This is a genomic window from Sorangium sp. So ce131 (assembly GCF_051519095.1).
Lineage (GTDB): Bacteria > Myxococcota_A > Polyangia > Polyangiales > Polyangiaceae > Sorangium.
The window spans coordinates 2,477,940-2,503,446 of sequence record NZ_CP150455.1; the positions used below are offsets into that span (position 1 = coordinate 2,477,940).

At 71.7% G+C, this 25,507-nt stretch carries 15 protein-coding genes; 9 read left to right on the forward strand and 6 right to left on the reverse strand.

From position 1 onward, the window contains the following. Positions 1 to 3: 3 nt before the first annotated feature. Together WMF43_RS09170 and WMF43_RS09175 are read right to left on the reverse strand one after the other, a co-directional pair. A complete protein-coding gene (locus WMF43_RS09170) occupies positions 4 to 1,287 on the reverse strand; it encodes an efflux RND transporter periplasmic adaptor subunit (protein ID WP_437679099.1) in 1,284 nt (427 codons plus the stop codon). Next, positions 1,284 to 4,451, reverse strand: a complete 3,168-nt coding sequence (locus WMF43_RS09175) for an efflux RND transporter permease subunit (protein WP_437679100.1) — start codon at positions 4,449 to 4,451, stop codon at positions 1,284 to 1,286. The genes WMF43_RS09170 and WMF43_RS09175 overlap by 4 nt, the downstream gene beginning before the upstream one ends. 132 nt (positions 4,452 to 4,583) lie before the next feature. Between WMF43_RS09175 and WMF43_RS09180 the strand changes: the two genes are divergently transcribed. After that, positions 4,584 to 5,630, forward strand: a complete 1,047-nt coding sequence (locus tag WMF43_RS09180; RefSeq protein ID WP_437679101.1) for a LysR family transcriptional regulator — start codon at positions 4,584 to 4,586, stop codon at positions 5,628 to 5,630. 25 nt (positions 5,631 to 5,655) lie between these two features. Here WMF43_RS09180 and WMF43_RS09185 read toward each other — a convergent pair whose 3' ends face one another. After that, positions 5,656 to 8,097 (reverse strand): PAS domain-containing protein, encoded by a 2,442-nt coding sequence (locus WMF43_RS09185; RefSeq protein WP_437679102.1) that lies wholly within the window; start codon positions 8,095 to 8,097, stop codon positions 5,656 to 5,658. 353 nt (positions 8,098 to 8,450) lie between these two features. On the opposite strand from WMF43_RS09185, the gene WMF43_RS09190 reads away from it, so the two are divergent. The 3 genes from WMF43_RS09190 to WMF43_RS09200 all read left to right on the forward strand — a co-directional run bounded on the left by WMF43_RS09190 (position 8,451) and on the right by WMF43_RS09200 (position 11,708). Next, a complete protein-coding gene (locus tag WMF43_RS09190; RefSeq protein WP_437679103.1) occupies positions 8,451 to 9,791 on the forward strand; it encodes a sigma-70 family RNA polymerase sigma factor in 1,341 nt (446 codons plus the stop codon). Positions 9,792 to 9,939: 148 nt separating this feature from the next. After that, positions 9,940 to 10,332: a hypothetical protein gene (locus WMF43_RS09195; protein WP_437679104.1), complete on the forward strand. Its 393-nt coding sequence runs from the start codon at positions 9,940 to 9,942 to the stop codon at positions 10,330 to 10,332. Between the two features lie 455 nt (positions 10,333 to 10,787). Next, entirely contained in the window at positions 10,788 to 11,708 is a 921-nt protein-coding gene (locus tag WMF43_RS09200) for a transposase (RefSeq protein WP_437679105.1), read from the forward strand. Between the two features lie 371 nt (positions 11,709 to 12,079). Here WMF43_RS09200 and WMF43_RS09205 read toward each other — a convergent pair whose 3' ends face one another. Both WMF43_RS09205 and WMF43_RS09210 read right to left on the reverse strand, forming a co-directional pair. Beyond that, entirely contained in the window at positions 12,080 to 14,257 is a 2,178-nt protein-coding gene (locus WMF43_RS09205) for a substrate-binding domain-containing protein (RefSeq protein WP_437679106.1), read from the reverse strand. Positions 14,258 to 14,600: 343 nt separating this feature from the next. Further along, entirely contained in the window at positions 14,601 to 15,212 is a 612-nt protein-coding gene (locus WMF43_RS09210) for a hypothetical protein (RefSeq protein ID WP_437679107.1), read from the reverse strand. Positions 15,213 to 15,735: 523 nt separating this feature from the next. Here WMF43_RS09210 and WMF43_RS09215 point away from each other — a divergent pair. The 4 genes from WMF43_RS09215 (at position 15,736) to WMF43_RS09230 (ending at position 20,361) form a co-directional block, all read left to right on the forward strand. Continuing rightward, positions 15,736 to 16,437, forward strand: coding sequence for a CBM21 domain-containing protein (locus tag WMF43_RS09215; protein WP_437679108.1), 702 nt, complete (start codon positions 15,736 to 15,738; stop codon positions 16,435 to 16,437). A gap of 240 nt (positions 16,438 to 16,677) precedes the next feature. Continuing rightward, the gene (locus tag WMF43_RS09220) at positions 16,678 to 17,694 is read left to right on the forward strand and encodes a sugar-binding protein (protein ID WP_437679109.1); all 1,017 of its coding nucleotides are present in this window, start codon (positions 16,678 to 16,680) and stop codon (positions 17,692 to 17,694) included. A 61-nt stretch (positions 17,695 to 17,755) separates the two neighbouring features. Further along, positions 17,756 to 19,291 (forward strand): sugar ABC transporter ATP-binding protein, encoded by a 1,536-nt coding sequence (locus WMF43_RS09225; RefSeq protein ID WP_437679110.1) that lies wholly within the window; start codon positions 17,756 to 17,758, stop codon positions 19,289 to 19,291. After that, entirely contained in the window at positions 19,288 to 20,361 is a 1,074-nt protein-coding gene (locus tag WMF43_RS09230) for an ABC transporter permease (RefSeq protein WP_437679111.1), read from the forward strand. Before WMF43_RS09225 ends, WMF43_RS09230 begins: the two co-directional genes overlap by 4 nt. A 7-nt stretch (positions 20,362 to 20,368) precedes the next feature. Here WMF43_RS09230 and WMF43_RS09235 read toward each other — a convergent pair whose 3' ends face one another. Continuing rightward, positions 20,369 to 22,801, reverse strand: a complete 2,433-nt coding sequence (locus tag WMF43_RS09235) for a substrate-binding domain-containing protein (RefSeq protein WP_437679112.1) — start codon at positions 22,799 to 22,801, stop codon at positions 20,369 to 20,371. A 485-nt stretch (positions 22,802 to 23,286) separates the two neighbouring features. Between WMF43_RS09235 and WMF43_RS09240 the strand changes: the two genes are divergently transcribed. Beyond that, a complete protein-coding gene (locus tag WMF43_RS09240) occupies positions 23,287 to 25,398 on the forward strand; it encodes a substrate-binding domain-containing protein (RefSeq protein ID WP_437679113.1) in 2,112 nt (703 codons plus the stop codon). Positions 25,399 to 25,507 lie beyond the last annotated feature (109 nt).

A 25,507-nucleotide genomic window follows, 5' to 3' on the forward strand; every position in this document is an offset into this window, starting at 1 on the left:
GCCTTACGGCACGACCTCCACGGTCATCCCCTCGGCCAGCTCCGCGCTGGCGAGCTTCACGACGCGCTCGCTCCCGTCGAGCCCGGTCGCGACCTGGATCGTCGCCCCCGTGTCGCGCTCGACCACGATCGGCGCAAACCGCAGCTTGTTCCCCGGATCCACGACCGCCACGCGCAGCCCCTTCGCGTCGTTGTAGAGCGCCGTCGCCGGCACCTCGAGCACGCGGTGCGGCGTGGGCAACGTCAGCGCGACCTCGGCGTACATGCCCGCGAGCAGCTTGCCCTCGGGGTTCGGCACCCGCACCTCGGTGTTCATCGTCCGGGTCGCCGCGTCGAGCGCGCCGGCCGCGCGCGCCACCTTGCCCTCGAACGGCTGCCCCGGGAACTCCCGCACCGTGACCTTGGCGGGCGCGTCCACCTTCACGCTCGGCGCCACGCCCTGCGGGATGCCCACGAAGACGCGCGCCGGATCGGTCGCCGCGATCTTGAAGAGCGGCGTCCCGTTGCCGGCCGTCACGAGCGCCCCGCGCTCGATCGTCCGCGACGTCACCGTGCCCGCGAACGGGGCCGCGATCTGCGCGAACTTCTTCAGGTCGAGCAGCCGCTGGATGCTCGCCTGCTGCGCCGTGATCGCGGCCTCGGCCACGACGACGCTCGCCTCGGCGACGTGCGCCTGCCCCTGCCGCTCCTCGAGCTCCTCCTTCGCCGCCACGCCCGCGGGCACGAGCTGCTCGTACCGCGACAGGCTCGACCTCGACAGGTCGCGGGTCGCCTTCGCCTGCTCGAGGCCGGCCTTCGCCTGCACGAGCTGCGCGCGGGCCTGCGCGAGCTCCTGGTCGAGCTCGGGCGTGTCGATCTCGGCGAGGATCTGCCCCTCCGCGACCTTGTCGCCGATGTCGGCGAGCCACCTCCGCACGTAGCCGCTCACGCGCGGGTAGACGACCGTCTCCTCGAGCGGCTGCACGCTCCCCGGCAGCACGAGCGCCCGGTCGCTCGACACCGCCTGCGGCGCGACGACCACGACCCGCGGCGCGGCGCCCTCGGAGGACCTCACGCCCTCCTCGAGCGCCGCGCGGGCGCTCCGTCGCGGCAGGTACGCCGCCGCGAACGCCGCGCCCAGCACGACGACGAGGCCCACGCCGAGCGCGACGCCGCGCGTCCTCGTGAGCCGGACGGGCGGGGGCAGATCGAACCCGAGATCGTCGGCCGGCTGCCCGGCGGGCGGCGCGGCGGAGTGGGCCCGCGGGGGCGGGAGCGGGGACGGAGAGAGGGAGGGCGGGGGGCTCATAGGTCCTCTGCGAGCGGGTCTGCCGCCTGGGCTTTGCGGCGGAGGAGGCTGTACATCACGGGGACGAAGAAGAGCGTGCTCACCGTGGCGAGCAGCAGGCCGCCGATGACCGCGCGGCCGAGCGGGGCGTTCTGCTCGCCGCCCTCGCCCAGGCCGAGCGACATCGGCATCATGCCGATGATCATCGCGAGCGCGGTCATCAGCACCGGGCGGAGGCGCGTCATCCCGGCGGCGAGCGCGGCGGTCCGGGCGTCCTTGCCCGTCTTGCGCTGATCGTTCGCGAACGTCACGACGAGGATGCTGTTCGCCGTGGCGACGCCCACGCACATGATCGACCCCATGAGCGCGGGCACGCTCAGCGTCGTGTGCGTCACGAAGAGCATCCACGCGATCCCCGCGACGGCGCCCGGGAGCGCCATCAGGATGATCAGCGGGTCGAGCCACGACTGGAAGTTCACGACCATGAGCAGGTAGACGAGCACGACCGCGAAGAGCAGCCCGTAGCCGAGCCCCCGGAACGAGGACTCCATGCTCTCGACCTGCCCGGTGACCGTCACCTTGGTCCCGCGCGGCAGCTCGGGCTTCATCTCGTCGACCACGCGCGAGATGGCGCCCGCGACCGTGCCGAGGTCGGTCCCGTCGACGTTCGCCTGCACGTCGAACGTCCGCGCGACGTTGTAGTGGGTGATGTTGGCCGGCCCGGTCGTGCGCGACATCGCCGCCACGTTGGAGAGCAGCTGGGGCCTGCCGTCGCCCGTCGACAGCGGCGTCGCGTTCACGTCGTCGAGCGACGCGATCGCGTACTGCGGCGTCTGCACCGCGACGAGGTACTGCACGCCGCGCTTGTCGAGCCAGTAGGTCGGCGAGGTCTGCCCGCTCGACGAGAGCGACACGAGGACGTCGCTCGCCACGTCGCGCTGGCTGAGGCCCATCTGGTCGGCCATGGTGCGGTCGACGTCGATGCGCAGCTGCGGCCTCGCCTCGACCTGCGCCAGGTGGACGTCCACCGCGCCCGGGATCTTCTCCATGCGGCCGGCGATCTTCCGCGCCACCGCGTAGGTCTCGTCCTCCTTGCCGATCGGGCCGACGACGCGGACGTTGATGGGCGCCGCGAGGCCGAAGTTCAGCACCTGCGTCGAGATGTCGGGCGCGAGGAAGAAGAACGTCGTGTCCGGGTAGGTCGCGTTCAGCTTCGCGCGGAGCTTCCGGACGTAGTCGGCCGTCGGCTTATGGTGCTCCGCGAGCGCGATGAAGATCTGCCCGTCGGCCGACGAGATCTGCGCGCCCTCGCTCAGCGACAGGTTGATGCCGCTCGCCGGGATCCCGATGGTGTCGAGCATCGTGCGGATCTCGTCCGGCGGGATCACCTCCCGGATGGTCTGCTCGATCCGGGCGAAGCGCCGCTCGCTCTCCTCGAGGCGGGTCCCCGGCGCGCCGCGCACGTGGAGCTTGATGAGCCCCGCGTCGACGGTCGGGAAGAAGTCGCTGCCGAGGAGCGGGATCAGCGCGGTCGAGGCGGCCACGAACGCGAGGAACGCCCCGACGAACCCGGCCCGGTGCGCGAGCGCCCACGCGAGCCACCCGCCGTAGGCCGCCCGCAGCCGGTCGAAGCCCCGGTTGAACGCCGCGAAGACGCGCCCGAACAGGCTCTTTTTCTCGGCGTGGCCGTGCGCGTGCGCCTCCGCCTCGCGCGCGAGCAGGAGGCGCACGAGCGTCGGCACGAGCGTCCGCGACAGGAAATAGGACATGAGCATGGCGAAGACGACCGCCATCGCCATCGGCACGAAGAGCGACTTCGCGGCGCCGGTGATGAAGACCACCGGCACGAACACGATGCAGATGCAGAGCGTCGAGACGAGCGCCGGCACGGCGATCTCCTGCGCCCCGTCGACGATGGCGCGGATGAACGGCTTCCGCTGCCCCATGTTGCGGTGGATGTTCTCGATGGCCACCGTCGCGTCGTCGACGAGGATGCCGACCGCGAGCGCCATCCCGCCGAGCGTCATCACGTTGAGCGTGTGGCCGAGGGCGTCGAGGGCGATGATCGACACGAGGATCGAGAGCGGGATGCTCGTGATCACGATGAGCGTGCTGCGCCAGCTCCCGAGGAACAGCAGGATCATGAGCGCCGTGAGCCCCGCGGCGATGACCGCCTCGTGCACCACGCCGTCGACCGCGGCGCGGACGAAGAGCGACTGATCGAAGAGCAGCGAGACCTTGAGCTCCTTCGGCAGCCGCTCGAGCGTGGTCGGCAGCATCGCGTGGATGCGCGAGGTGACGTCGAGCGTGCTCGCGCTCCCGGTCTTCAGGATGCTCATGAGCACGCTGCGCTTGCCCTCGACGTGCACCATGTTCGTCTGCGGCGCGCTGCCGTCGCGCACGTGCGCGACGTCGCCGAGCGTGACGGTCTTGCCGCCGACGCTCTTGATCGGCAGCCTGGCGAGGTCCTCGAGGGCCGCGGGGCTGCTGTTCATGATGACGGGGTACTCGTTCTCCCCCATCTTCGCGGTGCCGGAGGGCAGGATGACGTTCTGCAGCCCGATGGCGGCGTTCACGTCGCGCGGCGACAGCCCCCACGCGAAGAGGCGCTGAGGGTCGATGTCGACCATGACCTGGCGCTGCTTGCCGCCGTAGGGGAACGGGATCTGCGCGCCCCGTACCGTGGCGATGTCGGCGCGGATGAAGTTGACCGCGTAATCGAAGAGCTGCTGCTCGCTCAGCGACTCGCTCTCGAGCGCGGCCTGAAGGATGGGCACGCTCGAGGCGCTGTACCGGATGACGAGCGGCGGGGCCATGCCGGGCGGCATCTGGCGGATCGCCGTCTGCGACACCGCCGTGACCTGCGCCGTGGCCGCCTCGATGCTGGCCCCGGGCTGGAGGAAGATCTTGATGATCGCGATGCCCGTGAGCGACTGGCTCTCGACGTGGTCGATGTCGTTGACTGTCGTCGTGAGGAAGCGCTCGTAGTTGTTGACGACGCGCTTCTCCATCTCCTCGGGGGGGAGACCGCCGTAGTTGAAGATGACGGACAGGACCGGGATGTCGATGTCGGGGAAGATGTCCGTCGGCATCCGGGTGATGGTGAACACGCCCAGGATGACGATCAGCATCGACATCACGATGAACGTGTAGGTGCGCTTCAGCGCGATTCGGACGAGCCACATGGGCCATTTCCCGGCCCCGTCCGGGCGCGTCCCGTCGGGGGGCGACGCTCAGGGCAAGGGCAGGCCCAGCATTTAGGGTGCCCCTGACGTTCGTCCAATCTATTCTTGCGTATCACAGGATACCTTAAAGGTATGGATCTGCGCCACCTCCGGTATTTTGCGGCCGTGGCCGAGGAGCGGCATTTCGGCCGCGCGGCGCAGCGGCTGGGCATCGCGCAGCCCCCGCTGAGCCGGCAGATCCAGGATCTCGAGTCGGCGCTCGGCTTCTCGCTCTTCGACCGCTCGCGGCGGCGGGTCGAGCTGACGCCCGCGGGCGAGGTCTTCCTCGCCCACGTCCGGCGCGTGTTCGAGGCGCTGGAGCTCGCCGTGCACGAGGCCCGGCGCGCGAGCGTCGGCGAGACCGGGCGCCTCGTGGTCGGGTACCTGTCGTCGCTCGCCTACAGCGGCATCACGGAGCTGGTCCGCGCCTTTCGCACGGAGTTCCCCGCGGTGGAGCTCGTCCTCCGGGAGATGGCGCCCCAGGAGCAGGTCGACGCCCTCAAGGACGGTCGCATCGACGTCGGCTTCGTGAGGGCGCCGCTCCACGACGCGCGGCTCGACGCGGAGCGCGTCCGGCGCGAGCCGCTCGTGGTCGCGCTGCCGGCCGACCACCCGCTCGCCGGGCGCAAGCGCATCCCGCTCGAGCTGCTCTCGCGCGAGCCGTTCGTCGTCTTCCCGCGCCAGCGCGGGCCCGCCTTCTTCGACCAGGTGATGGCGCTCTGCCGCGCCGCGGGCTTCTCCCCGCGCATCGTGCAGGAGGCGCTGCACCTCGACATCCTGAGCCTGGTCGCGGCGGGCTTCGGCGTCTCCATCCTGCCGGAGTCCATCAAGATCATCCGGCGCAGGGGCCTCGCGCTGCGGCCGATCGTGGGCGCGCCGTCGACGGATCTGCTCCTCGCGTGGCGCGCCGGCGACACGTCGCCCACGCTCCAGCAGTTCCTCTCCTTCGTGCGGCGGGTGGGCTTGCAGAAGCCGCGCGCCGCGCGCCGCGGGCAGGCGGCGGGCGGCCAGCGCGACGAGGAGGTCCAGCGCGACGAGGAGGTCCAGCGCGACGACGGGGGCCAGCGCGACGACGGGGGCCAGCGCGCGCCGACCCGCCGCGCCCGAGCGCGGGCCCGGGCCGTCGCCGCGGAGGAGTAGCGGGCGGTCCGGCGGGGCTCGCCCGTTACGCCTTGGGCCAGGTGAACGAGAAGGCCGCCCCGCGCCCGACGTCGGAGTCGAGCGCGATCGTGCCCCCGCTGCTCTCGATGATCTTCTTCACGAGCGCGAGCCCGATGCCCGTGCCCTCCACCTTCTCGCGCCCCTGGAGCGTCTGGAAGATGACGAACACCTTCTCGTGGAAGCGCGGCGCGATGCCGGGGCCGTTGTCGGCGACGGTGAACCGGACGTGGGCGCCGGCGTCCTCCGCGGAGACGACGACGCGGCCGCGGGGCTTGTCGTGGTGGTGCTTGATGGCGTTGCTGATGAGGTTCATGAAGACCTGCTGGAGCAGCGTGCGCTCCGCCACGACGCTGGGCAGGGGGCCGGCGATCTCGACGCGGAAGCCGTCCGGCGGCGACAGCAGGTCGACGACCTCCTCGACGAGCGGCCCCACCGCGACGACCTCGCTGGGCGTCCGGACGCGCCCGGCGCGCGAGTACTGGAGGATCGCGTCGATGAGCGAGTCCATGCGGCCGACGCGGCTCCGCAGGAGCTCCAGGTTCCGCTTCGACTCGTCGCTGAGGTGCTCGCCCGCGTCCTCCTCGATCCACTGCGAGAGGTGCGCGATGCCCCGCAGCGGCGCCTTGAGATCGTGCGACGTGATGTAGGCGAACTGGTCGAGCTCGCGGTTCATGCGCTGGAGCGCGTCCGTGAGCCTGGCCAGCTCGTCCGCGCGCCTCTGCAGCGCGGCCTCCGCGTTCATGCGCACCGTGACGTCGGTGCACGCGCCGGTCATGTAGAGCGGCCTGCCGCCTTCGTCGCGGATCATCCGGCCGCGATCGAGGAGCCAGTGCACGCTGCCGTCGGGCCACACCACGCGGAACTCGAGATCGAAGTCGGCGCCCTCGCGCACGCAGCGCTCCAGCGCGGCGAAGACGCGCTCCCGGTCCTCGGGGTGGACGAGGGCCGTGAACTCGTCGATGTGGTGCGCGGTCCTGCCCGGCGGCAGGCCGAAGAGCCGGTCGAGGTTCTCGTCCCACTCGAGGGAGCTCGTGACCGGATCCCAGCGGAACGTGCCGGTCGCCGAGGCGTCGAGCGCCGCGCGCAGGCGCTCTTCCTTCTCCTTTAGCGCGCGCTCCGCCCGGTGGCGCTCGATCGCGACGGCGGCGAGGCGCGTGGCCACGCGGACGACCTCCTCGTCCGCGGGGGTCGGCCCGCCGGGCTCCAGCGCGTACACGGCCCAGGTGCCCAGCACCTCGCCCGTGGAGGAGACGATGGGCGTGGACCAGCAGGCGCGCAGCCCGATCGGGAGGGCGAGGTGGCGGAAGTCCTCCCAGAGCGGGTCGGTCGCGATGTCCTTCACGACGACCTGGGCGCGGCGGTGGGCGGCGGTGCCGCACGAGCCCGCGCGCGGGCCGATGAGGAGCCCGTGCACGGCCTTGTTGTAAGGAGCCGGCAGGCTCGGCGCGGCGCCGTGGAGGAGGCGTCGGCCGTCGTCGCTCGCGAGCAGGACGCTGAAGCGGCGGCTGGGCAGCTGCTCCTCGGCGTCGCGGCAGAGGGCGTCGAGCGTCTCCTCGAGGCCCCCGCGGAGGGCGATCTTCTCGAGCACCTTGCGCTGCCACCCGAGGAGGATCTGCTGGCGGCGCGGCTCGGTGGCGTCCATCATCGAGCCGAGCATGCGGACGGCCTTGCCGCCCTGGTCGCGCAGCACGCAGCCGCGGTCGTAGATGTACGCGTACTCGCCGTCGGCGCGGCGGAAGCGGTACTCGTCGCTCCACGTCGCGGCGGCGCCGTCGATGGCGTCGTGGATGCTGCGGGAGACGCGCTCGACGTCGTCCGGGTGGATGCGCTGCGTCCAGCTCTCGGGGCCCGGCTCGATCTCCGCGAGCCGGTAGCCGAACGTGCGCTCGAAGTTCTCGTTCCACCAGACCGTGCCGGCGGCGAAGTCCCAGTCCCAGAGGGTGTCGTTCGTGGCCTTGGCGAGGAGGTGGAAGCGCTGGTCGCTGAGGCGCATCATCTCCTGCGCCTTGCGGCGCGGCGTCACGTCCTCCAGCGCGCCCTCGTAGCGCACGACGCGCCCGCTCGCGTCGCGGACGGCGCGCGCGCTGATGCTGACCCACACGCGCGCCCCGTCGAGGCGCACGAACTCGATCTCGTGGCCGTGGACGGCGCCCTCGCGGTCGAGGAGGTCCATGATCTCCCGCCGCTTCCGCGGGTCGGCGTAGAAGCTCGGGACGGGCATGTCGAGGAACGTCGTGTGGTCGGCGTAGCCGAGGAGGCGCGCGAACGCGCGGTTCGCGTCGACGAAGCGCCCCTCGGGCGTGGTCGTGAAGAGCGCGACCGGGCAATCTGCGTAGAAGGAGGCGAGGCGCTCCTCGGTCGCGCGCAGGGCGAGCTCCGCCGCTGCGCGCGCTCTCTCCGTGGAGGGGCCGGTGTCGGTCGGGGTCGTGCGCACAGGTTCGGTCATCCGGGGGGGCTTCTCGCGGCGGGGCAGGGAAGAGCACCTTCCTTGGAGGCGGAGGCCCGCGGCGGCAAGCGTGATGGGGCCGCGCTCCGGTCGAGCGCTCCACGGGAGCGTCCTTATGCGCCGAGCTCGCCCGGCGCGCTGCGCCCCCGCCTCCACGCCGGCGCGTCGAGGTGGCGCCGCGTTCAGGCGGTAGCAAAACGGCGGAACATGCTGTAGAAGTACCGGAGCCGGCGAGTCCTTCGTTTTCCTATTTACGTCCACGGTGGATAGGGTATCGAGGCGCCCTGATGATCGTGCTTCCCTGCACTCTCCGGGGTCGGGCACGACGCAGCCGCAACACTGGAGCGCACTGAATGAGGTTTCGTTCCTCGCTCTCGGCGAGCGAGCCCGAATCGAGGCATCCCGATTCCATCGAATCCCCGGGTGAGCAGGAGGGCGAGCGCGCTCCGGCGCGCCGCGCGAGGTCTGCGGGCGGGAACGCGGCGGTCGGCGCGACGGAGCTCTACTTCCGGGCGCTCGCCGGCAGCCAGCCGCTGACGCGCGAGGGCGAGGCGGCGATCGGCCGCCGCATCGAGGCGGGCGCGCTGGCGCGGGTCGAGGCGTGGGTCCGCTCGCCGATTGCCTTGCGCGAGCTCGCCTTGACGGCGGAGGACGTCCATGTCGGGGCGCTCAGCCTGCGGGATCTCCTGTGCGAGCTCGACGCGGCTGATCCGGAGGCGGAGGTCTGCTCGAAGCGGCTCGCGGGGCTGCTCGATCTTGCCCGCGCGCTCTTCGAGCGGCGGCCTTCCGAGGGCGACGCGGAGATCGCGCTCGCGGGCCTCGCCGCGGGGCTCGCCGAGCTGCGCCTGGATCCGGCCTTCGAGGGGCGGATCGAGCGGAGCCTGCGCGCGGCGGCGGCCGAGGCGGAGGGGGCGGAGCGCGCGTCGATCGAGGCGACGCTCACGGCGATCGCGCGGGCGCGCCGCGCGGTCGCCCAGGCGAAGTCCGAGCTGGTGCAGGCGAACCTGCGCCTCGCGGTCGCCATCGCGCGGGAGCACCAGCGCTTCGGCGTGCCGCTGCTCGACCTCGTGCAGGAGGGGAACCTCGGGCTCATCCGCGCCGCCGACAAGTTCGAGTACCGCCGGGGCCACCGCTTCGGGACATACGCGGCGTGGTGGATCCGGCAGGCGATCAAGCGGGCGATCCTGAACCAGGGCAAGCCCGTGCGCATGCCGGTGCACCTCACCGCGATCCGGAGCCAGGTGGTGCGCGCCCGGCGCGAGCTGGTGCAGGAGCGCGGGCGCGATCCTTCGCTCGAGGAGGTGGCCGAGCGCAGCGGCCTCTCGGTGGAGAAGGTGCGCATGATCGGCGAGCTCGCGCTCGAGCCGCTCAGCCTCGACGCCCCGGTCGGCGAGGAGGGGGACACGCGGTACGGCGATCTCCTGGCCGGCGAGGAGCCGACGCCCGCCGACATGCTGACGCGGCGCCGGTTGATCGAGCAGACGCGCGAGCTGCTCGACTCGCTGCAGCCGCGCGAGCGGGAGCTCCTGCGGCGCCGCTTCGGCCTCGACGGCAACGAGGACGAGACGCTCGAGGAGATCGGGAACTCGTTCTCGCTGACGCGGGAGCGCATCCGCCAGATCGAGGCGAAGGTGCTCGAGAAGCTCCGGACGCGCTCGCGGCAACGGGAGCTCGGCACGTACCTCGAGGGGTGACGGGGCGCGCCGGGCTCCTCGCGGAGCTCCGGGGCGCCTCTGTCGGGCGCGGGCGCTGTCGAGCGCGCGGGGGAGCGCCGGGCGTCCGGCGCGGGGGGCGCTTGCGATCGGACCTTCCGGGCACCAGACGGCCGCGGAGGGAATGATCATGACGAGACACCAGGCCGAGACCCCGAACAAGCACCCGGCGGAGTACGAGAGCGACCTGAACCCCAACGCAATGGCGGGTCAGAACATCGGCGTGCCCTCGCCGGCGGACGACACCATGTCCGCCTTCGATCTGAAAGAGGTCCACGTCATCCTCCCCGAGCTCACGTCCGACGAGCTCAGGGCCCTGCGCGTCGTCCGGCCGGGGCGGCGGTTGGAGCAGAACGCGACGTACCTCGATCTGAACGACCGCGAGCGGGGCGAGTTCACCGTCACCGGGGAGAAGGTGACCAAGCCGGACGACCTGATCGCGCCCAAGAAGCACACGGATTACGAGCTCTGGAACCGGCTCCGCGGGTTGCACGGCGCGAGGCGCACCGGCAGCGAGCGGTGAAGCCGAGCTGAGCGACGGACGCATCGACGGGCTGGGCCGAACCAGCCAACCCAGCCAACCCAGCCAACCCGACCCAGCCAACCCGACCCAGGTTGGGGCCGAGCCAACCCGACCCAGGTTGGGGTCATCGACCCCGCGTCGAACCGGCCGAGCCAACCCGACCCAGGTTGGGGTCATTACCCGACTCAGGTTGGGGTCACCACCGCCGAGCCAACCCGACCCAGGTTGGGGTCATTGGTTACCGGTTACCCGACTCAGGTTGGGGTCACCAACCCAGGTTGGGGGTCACCACCACAGCCTGGTTGGGGCCACAGCACGACCCAGGTTGGGGTCACAGGGTCACAGCAGCAGCTCAGGGTGGCGGACCGCCTGGCGGCCGCCACCTACAGAGCTTGGCAAATACCTGAAATCATTCACCACAATGTCGGCACAGTCTTTGTTTATGCACTCTGGCCATGAGCCAGCCCCGCCATATCGCTCCCGGTGCCACCTACCTCATCACCCGTCGCGTCCTGCGTCGGCATCTGCTCTTCCGCCCAGATGCGGCCATCACTCAGTTTCTGGTCTACGCCCTCGCGGTTTCGAGCCGCCGCTACGGCATCGAGGTCCATGCGCTGTGCGCGATGTCATCGCATCTGCACCTCGTCGTCACCGATGCAAAAGGTTCGCTGCCCCGCTTCTTGCAATATTTTCATCGCATCGTCGCGCTCGGCACGAAGGTGCTCCGGAAGTGGGAAGGACCGGTATGGGACCACGAGGCCACGAGCGTGGTGCGGCTGCTGACGCGCACGGCGGTGGTGGAGAAGATCGCCTACGTGCTCGCGAATCCTGTGGCCGCCGGTCTCGTCCGGCATGCTCATGAGTGGCCGGGCGCCAAGGTAGATGCGGCCGAGATCGGTCGCGGCGCGCTGCGCGCGGGGCGGCCCTCGGCGTATCTCAACCCGAAAAATCCACAGTGGGTCGAGGTAGCAACGCTCCCGCTCACGCTTCCGCCAGCCGTCGACGAAGACGCTGCGGAGAGCTTTCGAAGTGAGCTAGCGGCCGAGATCGAGCGACAGGAAGCGCTGGCCCATGCGGAGGTGCAGGGGCAAGGGCTCCGCTACTTGGGTCCGGAGCGAGCCAGCATGGTCTCTCCCTATAAGCGGGCCACGAGCTTCGAGGTGTTACGCGCTTGCAATCCGACGTTTGCGGTGGGCCGTGAGCAGGGGGACGCCGTGCGCATCGCTGCTGTTGCTGTGCGTACCTTCCGCGCGGCATATCGTGCTGCGCTCGAAAAATGGCGCATCGGTTTGCGCGACGTTGTATTCCCGACGGGGACGTGGTGGATGCGCACATTTCACGGCGCCAGCGTAACCGATATGGTGTTCACGGTGTAGTCACCGGGGGCGACCCGACTCAGGTTGAGCGTGGACGGCGTGACCCGTGACCCGACACAGGGGCGCGCGCGACCCAGGTTGGCGAGCGCGACGGCATGACCCGCGTGTAGACCGGGATGCGCGATAGCGACCGACCCTGGTCGGTGTGCGACCGTCCGGTACCGGTCGACGGACCTAATGACGGAGCAGCCCGATTAGATGACCGATCCGGTCGGAGCTCTGGTCACGATGGGGCAACCCGGACCGCGTGGCGGTGAACGGGGTAGGTCGGGAGCTCAACCTGGGGCTGTCCGCCCGAGCTCAACCTGGGTCGGATCTTTGATCTTTGAACCTGTCAACCTGGGTCGGGTCTGTCGGTCTGTCCGGGTCTGTCAACCTGGGTCGGGTCTGTCGGGGTCGGGTCTGTCCCGCCTCCTGCGCAGCGCGGCCAGCGCATTGCCGAGCGTCGCGTAGAGCGTCATCCCCTCGAGGCCGACGCCGAGCTCGGTGAAGCCCTGCGCGACCTGCGGCCGCATCCCCACGACGATGACCTCCGCGCCGAGCAGGAGGGCGGCGCGGGCCGTCTTCTGGAGCGACTGCGCGACGTGCACATCCGCGGAGGGCACGCCGGTGATGTCCATCAGCAGCACCTCGGCGCCCTGCCGGTCGATCTCGGCGAGCACCACCTCGAGCACCTGGCTCGCGCGCTCCGGGTCGATGGCGCCGATGAGCGGCACGAGCAGCTGCCCCTGCTCCAGCGGGATGACCGGGCACCCGAGCCGGCGCACGGCGTCGGCGAGGGCGCGCTCGCGCTCGTAGGCGGCGCGCGTCCGCTGCTCCTGCTCGATCAGCGACCCGATCAGCGACTCGCGCTCGAACGCCGCGGTGAGCATCGCCACCCACATGTCCATGTCCCGGTGATCCAGGCCGAGCGGACTGCTCACCGGCGCGCAGACGGCGAGCAGCCCGCGATCCCGGTCCTGGCTGCGGAGCGGGATCAGCCGGATGACGTGGTCGCCGCCGGCGCGCACCGCGGCCGGCAGCCAGCCTGCCGGCGGGAACTCCGAGGCTGGGACGCACGTGCCGGCCGCCGGCGAGGCCGCCGCCTCGCCGGGGCAGGCGCTCTCGACGACCCGCAGCGCCGCGCCCGCGCCCGCGCCCGCGACCGAGCTCGGGAGCTCCTCCCACACGGCGAGGCAGCCCCAGCTCATCTGCACCGCGGACAGCCAGCTCAGCTTGTTCGTGCTGCCGCGCCCGCTCTCCGCGCTCTCCAGCAGCGTCTCCCGGACAACGAGGTTGATGTCGAGCAGCCCGTTCAGGTAATCGGCGCGCGCCGTCTCGGCCGCCACCCGGCCTGCCATGACGTCGCGCCGGGCCCCTCGGACGTACGCCGCGACGTGCTCCTCGGCGCCCGCGGCGGCGCCACCGTCGCGCCGGAGGAGCGCCTGCCCGGCCTGTTCCAGCCGATCCAGCATCATCAGGAGCACGTCGACGTCGGGCGCCTGCTCCACGGCGTGCCGCCACGCGCGCTGGAGCGCCGCGCCGCCGGGGCCTGGGCGGCCCTGGGCGGCCGCCTCGAGCCCCGCGATCACGTCGGCGACCCCGGGCCAAACCTGCTCCGGCGGCGCGCTCCGGTCGATCGCCGCCGAGAAGCCCACGAGGTCGACCAGCTCCCGCGCGAGCGCGAGCTCCCGCGCGAGCGCGTCCGCCGACGCCCCGGCGCGCTCCGGCGGCGCGGCCGGGTCGCGCCACGGCGGCGCCGGCGCGCAGCCGCAGGATCGCCGCAGGACGACGGCGGTCGGCACGATGTGCCCCGCGCTGGCCACCTCCCGCCCCGCGAGCTGGTCGAGGAGCAGCTGCGCGGCCTTCCTGCCGACCGCGCCGACCTGCTGGCGGACCGTCGTCAGCGGCGGCGTGGTGTACCTCGCCCCCTCGATGTCGTCGAACCCGGCCACGGCCATGTCCTCGGGGATGCGGCGCCCCGCCTCGCGCAGGAAATCCATGGCGCCGAGCGCCCCCTGATCGGTGGCCACGAACATCGCGCTGCAGGGGACGCCGGACTCGACGATGCGCCGCGCGGCGGCCCGTCCGGCGGCCCGCTCGTTGTCCGGGACCTCGACCAAGAGGTCGGGATCGAGCGGGATCCCTCGCTCCGCGAGCGCGTCCCGGTAGGCCTGGAAGCGGTGCCGGATGTCCTCATGGGTCATGTTGCCCACGAAGGCGATCCGCGTGTGGCCGTGCTCGATCAGGTGGCGGACGACCGCCACGGCGCCACCGTGGTTGTCCGGGAGGACATAGGGGAACGGCGTGCCCTCGCCGTGGACGCTGAGGGTCACGACGGGGCGGCCGCCGACGAAGCGATCGATACCGGTCGTGTCGACCATGCAGATCCACCCGTCGACGTGGCCTTGCGCGAGCTTCATCGCGTGGACGTCCCGCGGTGAGGCCTTGATGGCGATCACCCGATATCCAGCGCGCCGGGCGACCGCGTGGATGCCGCCGACCACCTCGCAGAAGTAGCTCCCCCAGATGTCGGGGCACATGATGCCGATGGCTTTGTCGAGCGGCATGGTGGCAAGGTCCTCGGTCGTCCTCAGCTCCGGCGCGGCGCGGCGCCGCCTCCCCGCGAGGCGCGGGGTCCCCGGGGCGCACGCGCCGCCGCGCCGACGACGCGCGCGCGCCGACGACGCGCGCGCGCCATTGTCTCGCTCGATCGGGTGTGCGGCACGATAGCGAGAGTATCTGGCAGGCGGCGTTGTTTGTCAGCAGCGTTTCTCCCGACGTCCGACCGAGGCCATGCCGGAAGAGGAGAGGGGTATAAAAATTTCCCCACCCCCGAGGGTTTCTGTGAACTGCCTCTCCTTCAGGCCAGGAGGGGATTCGGAGGCGGCGGCGGGGAGGCGGCGCGCTCGTTCACGCGCTGCGCGTGGACCGCTGCTCGGGATCGCTCGTGAAGGGGAACGCCTGCTGTTCGAGCGGCACCCGCCCTTTGCGCTTCGGCCGGCGCAGCGTCCCGTCCTCTCCGGGCGCAGGCGCCGCCGCCGCCGCCGCTGCCGCTGCCGGTGTGGACGTCGGAGCCCCCTCGGCCTGAGCGGCGCAGCGCGGGCAGACGGCCGCCGGCGGCGGCTCGGGCGGCGGCGCCACCTCGGGCGGCGGCGGCTCCTCGGGCGCCTCCTCCGCCGCGGTCTCGATGTCGGCGCGGCCGCGCGCGTGCTCGGCGAGCGCCAGCGCGCGGAGGGCGCGCGCGGCCGCCCGGTGCTCGGCGGCGGCCCGGCGCAGGCGCGCGACCAGCTCGTGCGCGGATCGCGACGGCGCGTGGAAGCGGGCGCGCTCGCGGTGCGCGCAGCCGTCGTACGCCCCGCCGAGGCTGCCGCAGTCGACGCAGATCCGCTCGGCCGAGAGCGGCGCTCCGGCGAAGGAGACCGCCTCGTCCGCCGCGATGTCGTCGGGCGGGCTCACATCGACGGCGTCCTCGGAGGGCGGCAGCTCTTCCACGACGACGGCGGCGACCTTGCGGGGACGCATGCCTACGGGGCTAGCAGAGGATTGAACGGATGTACAGGTCCAGTCGTCGACCCGGGTTCCGCCCGCGCCGCGGCGAATCCGCCCGCGCCGCGGCGGACCTGCCCGCAGCGCGGCGGACCTTGCCCGCGCCGCGGCGGCCCCCTCCGCAGCCGGCGGGCCCGTGCCCGTCCGCGCGGGCGGCGAACCCAGCGGCGCGATCGCCGAGCGCCCGCGCGGCGGGTCTGACGGCCGCTCCTCGGCTGGCCCTCCTCACCGCGGCACCGGCGCGACGACGACCTCCTGACGACCTCCTGATCGGCTGCGCGTTCGCGCCGCTGGGCCCGCACACCTCACGTGTGCGTCGACATGAGGTCCGGCGTCGGGCTTTGCAGCAAGGGACCGACATGCGAAGCTCGCCCCCGGTGGTTCGCGAAGGAGGCTACATGACCCGGCAGCTCAGGGCAGCCCACGGCCTGAGCGCGCGCGGCGCTCAGGCCGTCTCCGCGACCCTGCGACAAGCCGCCGACAACGAGGGAGAGCAGACATGAGTGTTCGGCTGATCTATGCAAAGGCGAAGCGGCTCAGCGACCGCTACCGGGTCTACGGCCGCATCGAGGTCGCCAGCCTGGGGTACCACAAGGAGGTCGCCTGCCGTCACGACGCCTTCGGGCGCTGGGCCGACACGCTGGCGGGCTATGTCATGTCGCTGCCTGGAGGCAAGGAAGAGTGGTCGTTCCAGGTCGAGAAGGGGCTCAGCGGCTCGTCCGAGCGGACGCGCTTCGCGCTCCGGTACGTGAGCCAGGACCAGACCACCTACTGGGACAACGACCACGGGGCGGACTACGCCGTGGGCACGCACGGCAGGGGCACGGGGTGGGACTTCCCGACGCTCGCCATCGGATCCGAGGTGCTGTGTTACAGAGCGTCCCTCGACTCGGGCCAGCTCTCCGGCAAGGTCGCGGTCAAGAACATCGCTTACGACAAATCAGTCCTGGTACGCTACTCGATCGACGACTGGGCCACGTACCACGAGGTCCCGGCGAGGTACGTGGCGTCCGACTGGAACAACCAGGAGGACCTCCCGACGGTCTACGAGGGCGAGCTGTGGGAGTTCTCCGTCGGGATCAGCCGCCCGGTAGGGGCCGTGAAGTTCGCCATCCGCTACGCCGTCGCCGGCGCGGAGTACTGGGACAACAACATCAGCCGCAACTACACCGTCACCCCGCAGGCCGGGTTGGTCCGGTAGACCTCCTGTTCAACACATGTGGTGACGTGGGGGTGGATATCGCGCCTCCTCCTGCGCCCCTGTCGCGTCTGGCCGCCTGCGCGCCGCCCCGCAGAATTCCACCTCGGTAGTCCAGACGAAGCGCGACATCGTCGAGGCGAGTCGCTAGCATCGCTTCGGGGCATCGGCGGTGTCGCGGATCCGCGACGTCGCATCGGCGCACGCTTTCGCGAACGGACGCGAACAACGAGGAGAACCGCCGTGAAACAAGAGAAGAGTCTCTGGAAGCTCGCGTGTGCAGCGGTCGTCACGCTGTCGATGGCATGGACCGCCGGCTGCGATCAGGGGGCCGGGGGCGAGGCCAGCAGCGACAAGAGCAAGGCAGAACCCGCGGCCAAGGTGACGAAGATCGCCTTCGTGACGAACGGCAGCAGCGACTTCTGGAAGATCGCGATCGCCGGAGTCCACAAGTACGAGCAAGAGGCGAAGATTCAAGTTGACATCAAGATCCCGCCCAACAGCACGCCCGAGGAGCAGAACCAGATCCTCGAGAGCCTCGCCAGCCAGGGCTACGACGCCGTCGGCCTGTCCGTCCTCGCGCCGAACGATCAGGTGCCCGTCCTCAACAAGGTCGCCGAGAAGGTCAAGCTGATCACGTTCGACTCGGATGCCCCGAAGTCGAACCGGCTGCTCTACATCGGCACCAACAACTACGAGGCCGGCAAGGTGCTCGGCAACGAGCTCGTGAAGATCCTGCCGAACGGCGGGAAGATGGCCGTCTTCGTCGGCATGTTCGCGGTCGACAACGCGGCGCAGCGCTTCAAGGGCATCGAGGACGTCGTCACCAAGCACAACATCCAGATCGTCGACAAGCGCGAGGACAACGGCGATCGCGCCAAGGCGCGCGCGAACGTCGAAGACATCATCAACGCCCACCCGGACGTCGACGTGGCGACGGGCCTCTGGTCGTACAACGGGCCGGCCATCATCGCCGCCGTCGAGTCGCTCGGCAAGAAGGGCAAGGTCATCCCCGCCGTGTTCGACGAGGAGGACGCGACGCTGAGCGGCATCGAGAACGGCACGGTCGCGTGCACCGTCGTGCAGAAGCCGTTCCAGTTCGGCTATCTGGCCAGCAAATGGATGCACGAGCTCGCGACGAAGGGCGACGCGGCCATCGCCGCGATCCCCGCGAACAAGATGATCGACACCGGCGTCGACGTGATCACCAAGGAGAACGTCGCGGAGTTCAAGGCCAAGCTCGCCGAGCTGAAGAAGTAGCCCTGCTCCCCGGGGGCGCGGCCCGAGGATCACCCCTCGATCGCGCCCCCGACCCCGACGAATGGCACCCACGCCCGATCGTCCACCCCTCCTCGAGATGCGCGGGATCGTCAAGCGGTTCCCGGGCGTCACCGCGCTCTCGGGGGTGTCGCTCTCGCTCCGCGCCGGCGAGGTGCTCGCGCTCGTCGGAGAGAACGGCGCGGGCAAGAGCACGCTCATGAAGATCCTCGGCGGGGCCGCCGTGCCCGACGAGGGGCAGATCCTCATCGACGGCGCGCCCGCCGCGCTGCGCGGCGTGGGCGACGCGAGGCGCCGCGGCGTCGCGCTGCTCCACCAGGAGCTGATGCTCGCGCCGAACCTCGACATCGCCGCGAACGTCTTCCTCGGCAACGAGGGGTCGGAGGGCCGCCTCCTCACCCCGCTCAGGCGCAGGGAGATGAACGAGAGGGCGGCGGCGCTCATGGCGCGCGTCGGCCTCGCGCTGCCGCCGACCACGCCCGTCTCCGCGCTCACCGCGGGCCAGATGCAGATGGTCGAGCTCGCCAAGGCGCTCTCGGTCGACGCGCGCATCCTCGTCATGGACGAGCCGACGTCGTCGCTCACCGCCGCCGAGTCGAGGGAGCTCTTCGCCATCGTCCGCGCGCTCCGCGCGCAGGGGATCGGCGTCATCTACATCTCTCACCGCATGGACGACCTGATGATCCTCGCCGACCGGATCGCCGTGCTGCGCGACGGCCGGCACGTCGGCGAGCTCCCGCGCGCCGAGGCCACGCCCGACAAGATCGTCGCCATGATGGTCGGGCGGGAGCTCAGCGGCCATTACTTCCCGCCGAAGACCGAGCGCCCGGCGCCCGAGCCGGTGCTCGTGGTGCGCGATCTCGTCGTGCCCGGCGCGCCCGCGGGCGTGAGCTTCACGGCGCACCGCGGGGAGATCCTCGGGTTCGCGGGGCTGGTCGGCGCCGGCCGCACCGAGCTGATGCAGACGATCTTCGGGGCGACCCGGGCGCTCGGCGGCGCGATGACGCTCGCGGGCGAGCCCTACCTGCCGCGGACGGCGCGCGAGGCCATCGACCGCGGCGTGTGCCTCGCGCCGGAGGACCGCAAGCGGCACGGCCTCGTGCTCCCGATGACCGTCGTCGAGAACACGTCGCTGCCGGACCTCCCGCGCTACAGCCGCTTCGGGTGGCTCGATCGCGACGCCGAGCGCCGCGCCGCGCGCGGCGAGGTGGACCGGCTCCGCATCAAGACGCCCTCGCTCGACCAGCGGGCGGTGAACCTGTCCGGCGGCAATCAGCAGAAGATCGTCCTCGGAAAATGGCTGTCGATGAGCCCCCGCGTCCTCATCCTGGACGAGCCGACGCGCGGCATCGACGTGGGCGCCAAGGCCGAGATCTACCGGCACATGGCCGCGCTGGCCGGCGAGGGGCTCACCTTGCTCATGGTCAGCTCCGACATGGAGGAGATCCTCGGGATGAGCGATCGCGTCATCGTCATGCACGAGCGGCGGATCACGGGCGTGCTCTCGCGCGAAGGGTTGACGCAGGAGCGCCTCGCCACGCTGATGACCGGCAGAGGAGAGGGGGAGGTGACGGCATGAGACGTGAGCTGGGGATGAGCCTCGTGCTCGTCGTGATGTGCGCGGGGCTCTGGATCTCCAACCCCGATTTTCTCGGGCAGTCGAACGTCGTCAACACCACGCGTCAGATCTCGATGCTCGGCATCTACGCGCTCGGCATGGGGCTCGTGATCATCACCGGCGGGATCGACCTGTCGATCGGCTCGGTCATCGGCCTCACGGGCGTCCTCATCGCCAAGCTCTCGTCGTCCGGCATGGGGTGCCTCGGCTACCCGCTCTGGTTCGGCATCCCGGTGGCGCTCGCCGCGGCGGTGCTGGTGGGGCTCCTGCAAGGGCTCTTGATCACCCGGCTCAAGCTGCAGCCGTTCGTCGTCACGCTCGGCGGCATGCTGCTGATCCGCGGCGTCTCGCAGGCGGTGGCGGAGGGCGGCACGCTGAGCTTCGGCGACTCGCCGTTCCTCGGCCTCGCGAACGGCGGGCTCCTGCGCGTCGGCCGAGACGCGGTGATCCCGTACCCCCTCGTCATCTTCCTCGCGGTCCTCGCCGTCGGCGCGTACGTGCTGCACTTCACCGTGCTCGGGCGCTACATGTACGCGCTCGGCGGGAACCGCGACGCCGCCGAGTACTCGGGCATCGACGTGACCCGGGTGGAGGTCGCGACGTACGTCCTCTCGTCGACGTTGGCCGGCATCGCCGGCGTCTGCTACGCGTCGTACATCGGGCAGATGTCGCAGCAGGTCGGCATCGGTTACGAGCTCTACGCCATCGCCGCGGCCGTGCTCGGGGGCTGCTCGCTGCGCGGCGGCGAGGGCAGCGTGGTCGGGATCGTCGTCGGCTCCGCGATCATGCGGGTCATCGACAACGGCATCAACATGTTCCAGGTGCGCTACAGCGACGGCGGCATCGCGCGCATCTGGCGCCTCAACCCGAACTGGACGTTCATCATCATCGGCGCGGTCATCCTCGCGGCGGTCGTGTTCGACCAGGTGGTGCACGTGGTCCAGGAGAAGCGGCGAACGCGGCGCGCGGGCGCCCCGGCGCCCCCGGATCCACGCCCCGTCGAGGCCCCGCCCGCCGCCGGAGCGGGGTGACGCCGCGTCAGCGCCGCGCCGCGCGCCGGCGCACCCTGCCGAGCGCGTAGCGGAAGCCGTGCGCCAGGTTCCTGTGCGTCGCCATCGCGCCGACGTCCAGGCCCTGAGCGACCATCATCTGCGCGGCGCCCGGCGTCATGCCCACGAGCACCGCCTCGGCGCCGAGCAGCGCGGCCGCCCGCGCCGCGTCGGCGAGCTGGGACGCCGCCGTCGCGTCGACGATGGCCATGCCGGTGACGTCGATCAGCACGATCTGCGCCTTTTGCGCCTCGATTTCCCGGAGCATCGACGCGAGGAAATGGCTGGAGCGCTGGGCATCCATGACGCCGATCACGGGCATGACCAGGATGCCGTCCGCGATCGGCACGACCGGGCTCGAGAGCTCGCGGATGGTCTCCAGCATGGCCGACTGCTGCGCGTTGGCGCGCTCGAGCGCCGCGCTGCGCTCCGTGGTCCGGCGGAAGAGCCGGGCGTTCTCGACGCCGACCGCCACGGTGCCGGCGACGCGGACGAGGAACGAGACGTCGCCTTCCCCGCACGCGTCGCCGCGGTCGGTGCTGAGGACGAGGGCGCCGAGCACGCCCTCCCGGGCCTGCAGCGGCAACGCGACGGCCGTGCGCGCGCCCGCGTGGGCGGCGGGCAGCGCGGCGTGCGCGCGCCATTCGCCCTCGGACGGGTCGACCACGAGCGGCCTGCCCGCCTCGATCGCGCGCCCCACGAGCGAGCCCGCCGGGATGAGGACCTGGTCCTCGACGACCGCGTGCGAGGGGGGAGGGAGCCCGATCAGCATCACCTCGGTCCGATCCGCGGCCGACGACCTCCCGTCGCCGCTCCCGTTCGCGGCGCGGCGGACCGCGTCGAGGGCGAGGTAATCGCTGAGCGTCGTGGACCACGGCGTCCGCTCGAGGGTGACGTAATCGACGCCGGTGTGGACGACGCGCGAGGGCGGCAGCTCGGCGAGCGTCGGCTCGAGCCCCCGCGTCAGCATCCGGTGGAGCGTCTCGACGGCGCGAAAGCCCATGTCGTACTCGCGCTGGACGAGCGTCGCGTGGATCGCGCCCTGCCGCAGCAGGGCGACCGTGCCGGCCATGAGATCGAACCCGACGATCTTGAGGTCTCCGCTCCTGCCGAGGCTCCTCGCGGTCACACCCCAGGACGGCCCGTTGTCGGCGGCGGCCCCGAAGGCGCCGACGATGTCCGGCCGCGCCGCGAGCGCCGCCGTGGCGAGCCTCGCCCCGGCCTCCATGTCCCAGTCGCACTCGATGGTCGGCAGCACCGTGATGTTCGACCCGAGCACGGCGGCGCGGAAGCCCTCGACGCGCTCGCGGACGTTCATGGCGAGCCCCGTGGCCCCGAGGGCCGCGACGACGCCGCCGTCCGGCAGCAGCCGCTTCATCATCTCGGCCGCCATCCTGCCCGCCGCCACGTTGTCCGTCCCGATGTAGAGCGGCGCCCGGCTGCCCGGGATCGGCGGCGTGTCGATCACGATCACCGGGATGTTCGCCTCCGCCGCCCGCCGGAACCACGGCTCCGCCGTCTCGGGGTTGCTGGGCCCGATGACGACGCCGGACACGCGCCGGCGGATCGCCTCCTCGAGCAGCGCGCTCTGCGAGCCCTCGCCCTCGCCGCCGTGGCCGGTCCGGAACTCGACATCGACCCCGACGGGGCGCCCGGCGCTGACGGCGCCGGCGCGGATGTTCTCCCAGTAGGTCGTCGGCTCCGTCCGCGGGGCGCGGTACACCCGGGCGCGCAGCCCGCCCCCGGCAGTCGCGGCGCCGCCCTCGACGCTGTCCTCCTCGAGCAGCCAGAGCTCCACCGCCTTCCAGTCCGGCGCGATCTGCACGCTCTTGATCCCGTGCGCGATGGTCTCGATGAGGTGATGGAGCGCGGCCGTCGTGCCCACCGCGCTCAGCAGGCGCTCGAAGAGCCTGATCTCCTGCGCCGACCCCGCCTTCTCTTCATAGAGCCTGTGGCGCTCCAGCGCGTCTCCGGCGGCGTCCGCGAGGATCTCGAAGAGGGCGCGGCGATCCTCGCCGGGAGGCTCCATCGTCGCCTGTTCGACGGCGAGACAGCCGACCAGCTCGCCGCGCACGTGGATGGGCGCGACCAGCACGCCGGCGCCCTCGGGGACGGCGCCCGCGGCCTCGAGCGCGAAGGGCAGGTATGTCCGGTACCACGTGTGTGCGGCGACGACGCCTGGCACGGGCGCCGCTCCGGGCGCCGCCTCGGGGACCAGCCGGGCCCTCTCGCCGCCGAGCTCCGCCGTCGCGGCCCTGTACAACGAGCGCCGCCCTGGTGTATCAAAGCCGACAAGCGCCCGCGCAACGATGTCACGACCCTCGCGGAGGAGCAGGCCGCCGCGCGGCGCGTGCGGGGGGATCGCCATGGCCCTTCGCACGATCTGCTGCAACGCGGCGAAGAGGTCGGGCACCTTGTGCATGCGGGTCGTTCCGAGCGGCCGCGCGAGGCGCGGCGCGCGCGTACAGGAAGCGCGCAAGCCGCTTCTCTGTCAAGTTTGCTCTCGTCGCGGCGACAGCGTTGCAGCGACGAGCCCTGTCGACGTTACAGCGAGACATCACGCGGGCGTCGATCGGCCGCCAGCCGCGCTCATGCGCGGCGCAACGAGCGATTCTGATCGGCGAGCCTGTCAAGACAATTCGGCGCCTGCCGCGCGGCTCCTCGGGCTGTGGCCAGGTGTTCGCCTGTGGGGCGACATGCCGGTAGCGCCCAGGAGGCGACGCCGAAGTTCGTGGGTCTTTTCGCCTGACCAGGTGATACGATGTCCGGCCCGACGCGGGCTCCGTCCTGTCGGTGAGGCCGCTCGCCAAGCGGCCTGACGTCGACATGCCTCGACGACGAGGCACGGCCGCTCATGGCATCTCTCGGCTCACCCCATGTCATCCGTTGCTCGAGGACACGACCGGCATGAAGACAGGCCATGTCGCCCAGCATGCTCCGAAGGTGATCGGCGTCGCGGCTACGTACCTGGACAACGTCTTCAACGTGGCCGCGTTCGACGGCATGCGCCGCGCCGCGCGGGAGAGCGGTTATCAGCTCCTCCTGCTGTACGGCCTGCCTCGGGCCCTCGCGCGGAGCAAGGTGGCGCTCGATCACGTCGCCGGCTGGATCGTGATGTACAACGTCGACGGCATCGAGGAGCTGGCGCCCGAGGGGACGCCCGCCGTCGTCTTCTGCGGGCCGCCGGTCGCCCCGCGCTACCCGGCGGTCCGGGCTGAGAACCGCGAGTCGATTCACCGGCTCGTCGAGCACCTCGTCGATCTCGGCCACCGCCGCATCGCCTACATCGGCAAGGCGGGATCGCCGGATTTCATCGAGCGGGCCGCGTCGTACGAGGAGGCGCTGCGCGCGCGCGGGCTCGACGCCGACCTCAACCTCCTCGACGAGTTCGAGGAATGCGAGTCGGCGTATGCCGAGCAGCGCTTCCGGGCGCTGCTCGAGCGCGACGGGAGGTTCTGCTCCGCGGTCCTGGCGGGCAATGACGAGATGGCGCTCGGGGCCATCAACGCCATCCGGGCGCACGGCTACCGGGTGCCCGAGGACATCGCCGTGGTGGGGTTCGACGACGTGAGCTCCGCCCAGTACTGCGAGCCTCCGCTCACCACGATGCGCCAGAGCCCCGAGCTGCTCGCGAGCACGGCCGTGCGGCGGCTCGTCGACATGATCGACGGCCGCCCGTTCGAGCAGCTCGTCACCCGCGTCCCCGCCGAGCTCGTGGTGCGGCGCTCCTGCGGCGCCGGCGCCGGGTGGGCCGCCGAGCTGCCGGTGCTGGAGCTCGACGACGAGGGGGGCGACTGGCAGGGCGAGCTGCTCCGGGCGTTGAACCTGCTCATCGCCGCGCCGGCGCCGCCGCGCGAGGACGAGCGCGCGCCGCCCCTCTGGCCCGAGGCCGAGGTGCTCGTGCGGGGCCTCGCCGCGGCGCTCTCCGGGGCGGCGCTGCTGGAGGTGGACGCCCTCCAGGAGGCCTTCCTCGCCGGGATGGAGCGCAACGACAAGATCGAGATCCTCCTCTCGGTGGTGAAGCAGGTGGAGCGCGCCGCCGCGCGGCGGCTCGCCGGCGCGCCGGGCGCCGCGGCTCGGACCGAGGTCTTCATCGACCGGGTGCGCCTCGGGCAGCAGCGGGCGGTCGCGATCGCGGCGCGCCGCGGCCTGAAGAGCCTCGAGCGGCTGGTCCACGCCAACCTGGACATGGGCATGCTCCTCGCGTCCAAGCAGGGCTGGATCGAGGATCGCCTGGGGTGGTTGCGCCACACCACCTTGCGCGTGGCGTGCCTCGCGCTGTGGGCCGCCGAGCCGGGCCCGGGCGGGCCCGAGCTCGTCGTCGACAGCCTGAGCGCCCGCGATCCTGGCCTGAGCGCCCTGCTCGGATCCCGGTGGCCGGCGGGCGCCTTTCCGCCGCCGGCCCTGCTCGAGGCCGCCTCGCCGGACGAGCAGAGCGGCTACCTCGTGTTGATCCCGATCGCGAGCGGGCCGCGCGACCGGGGGATCCTCGCGCTCGGCGGGCTGCACACCGAGAGCTTCGCGGACAACCTCAGGCCGGTGTCGACGTGGGTGTCGCTCCTGACGACGGCGTTCGAGCGCTACGAGCTGGAGGCGGCGCTCGACGCCGAGCGCGACATGCTGGCGGCCGCCTACGAGCGCGAGCGCGCGCTGGCGAGCACGGTGCGCGAGCTCGGCTGCCCCGTCATCCCGCTCCTGCCCGGGGTGCTGCTCGTCTCCCTGATCGGCGCGATCGACGCCGCGAGGGCGCGGCAGATCCTGGAGGCGGTGCTCTCCGGCGTGGCGCGCGAGCGCGCCCGGCGGGTGCTGCTCGATCTGACCGGCGTGCCGCACGTCGACGCCGACATCGCCGCGTCGCTGGTGCAGACCGCGCAGGCGACGCGGCTGCTCGGGGCGCGCGTGAGCCTCGTCGGGGTGGGGCCGGCGATGGCGCAGCGCATGGTCACCCTCGGGATCGAGCTGCGCGGGATCTCCGTGTTCCAGTCGCTGGCCGCCGCCATCAAGGCGCTGATGCGGTGAGCGCCTGCGCCTGCTGCGATCCGCGCGGCCGCCCTTTGCGCGCTCGCCGCCGCGCGCATTGATTGTATTTTTCGCGTCGGACGCGAACGCGCTGGCCCCGCCGCAAGAA